Raw genomic sequence first — 1474 nt, forward strand, 5'->3', positions numbered from 1 at the left:
GGGGATTCCGGGTTGAGCGGGGGTTCCGGGCTGGGTGGGGCCGCCGGACTCGGGCGGGGTTCCGGGCTGGGTGGGGATTCCGGGCTCGGTCGGGGTGTAGGCGGGGGCGGCGCCGGAGCCGGTGCCCGGCCGCGGGTCCTGCGGCGGGCGCGGCGGTGTGTCCTGCGGAGTGCCGCCGGGCGGGCCGAAGCCTTGGGGCGGTGGGCCGAACTCGCCACCGGAGGCGGGCCCGAAGCCTTCGCCGCCCGTGGCTCTCGCGTCCTCCGGCTCTCCGGGCGCGCCCTGCTGAGGTCCCGTCATGTGCTCCCCCTGTGGTACGTGCGCGGCACCCGTGTCCCGACCCCCCGGGCCCACACCGGACGCCTACGCATGGTTTACCACCGCGCACCCGTCCGTGAACATCCGGGCCCGTACCGCTCCCGCGCCCTCGTAACGGCCCGGCGCGAACGGCCAGGCATGACCGGCCCGTTCCGGGCAACCCGTCCGCTGACGGCGACCGCACACGGCGGGGCCTCCGACGAAAAGGGGTACGCATGAGCGGGTACGGAGCGGGACGGACGCGCGGGACGACGAGCGGCCTGGCGATAGCGTCGCTCGTCCTCGGCATCGTGGGACTCTTCTTCTTCTCCATCCTCCTGGGCCTGCTGGCCCTCGTCTTCGGTTACGTCGCGCTGCGCGGCACGGGCCGCCCCGGCATGGCCAAGGCGGGTCTCGTCCTCGGGGCGGTCGACCTGGTCCTCGGCATCATCCTCATGGCGACCAACGGGTTCGGTCTCTACGTGGGGGCCTGACCCGGGGCGTGTCCTCACGCGTCCGGGCAACCCAGCGCCTGCGCCGCCTCGTTCAGGAGGCGGCGCAGGCGCAGTGCGTCGGGGGCGAGCGCGCTGACGAGGACGGCCGGCCCGTCGAGCGGCAGCAGCACGGCGCCGGGCGCGAGCGCGTGCGCGCCGGACTCGCACTCCGTGAATTCCGGTGCGACGACGAGGAGTTGACCGATCGCGCGGAGTCCCGCCGTACCGGCGGGGCCGTCCCAGCCCGGCGGGGCGCCCGTACCGAGACACGTCTCCTGGTCCAGGAGCGTGCGTCCGGCGAGGCGGACGGTGAGGCGCGAGGTGATCCGGCCCGGCACCTCGCCGCTGCGCCCGAGCACTTGTTCCTCGCGCAGCGCGAGGCGCGCGCCTTCGGCGAGCGTGACGCGGGTGTGCTGCGCGAAGTCGCTTCCCGCGACGGCGACGACGGGTTCGGGCAGCCACTCTAGGTGCCCGTCCGCCGCCGCCTCCAGGTCCACGGTGTACGTGGAGCGGGGCGTGGCCTGCCCGGGCAGGGCGAGCGTCGCGGCGACGGAGCCGACGCGCAACCGCGCCCCGGGGCCCGCCTGGGCCCGTACCGCGTACGCGTCCCCGCCGAGCGGGCCGCCCATCGCCCCGACGAGCACGACATGCGCGGCCCCCGCAGTGCCCCGCGTACGGCGCAC

Annotated in this window: 2 protein-coding genes and 1 pseudogene; 1 reads left to right on the forward strand and 2 read right to left on the reverse strand. The window is 76.0% G+C overall.

The annotated features are described in order from the left end of the window. Positions 1 to 300 (reverse strand): annotated as a pseudogene (locus G3I42_RS37195) (hypothetical protein); the annotation flags it as partial. 233 nt (positions 301 to 533) lie between these two features. Here G3I42_RS37195 and G3I42_RS31930 point away from each other — a divergent pair. Beyond that, on the forward strand, positions 534 to 791 hold the full coding sequence (locus G3I42_RS31930; protein ID WP_164291176.1) for a DUF4190 domain-containing protein: 258 nt from the start codon (positions 534 to 536) through the stop codon (positions 789 to 791). 14 nt (positions 792 to 805) lie between these two features. Here the strand turns inward: G3I42_RS31930 and G3I42_RS31935 are convergent. Further along, the coding region (locus G3I42_RS31935) for an urease accessory protein UreD (RefSeq protein ID WP_203607622.1) at positions 806 to 1474 on the reverse strand (669 nt) is incomplete at its 5' end.

The sequence above is a fragment of the Streptomyces sp. SID11385 genome (assembly GCF_010548245.1).
Lineage (GTDB): Bacteria > Actinomycetota > Actinomycetes > Streptomycetales > Streptomycetaceae > Streptomyces.

Excerpts from the sequence above, each read along its gene's own strand:
- G3I42_RS31930 (WP_164291176.1), top strand. The coding sequence starts at position 534 with ATGAGCGGGTACGGAGCGGGACGGACGCGCGGGACGACGAGCGGCCTG.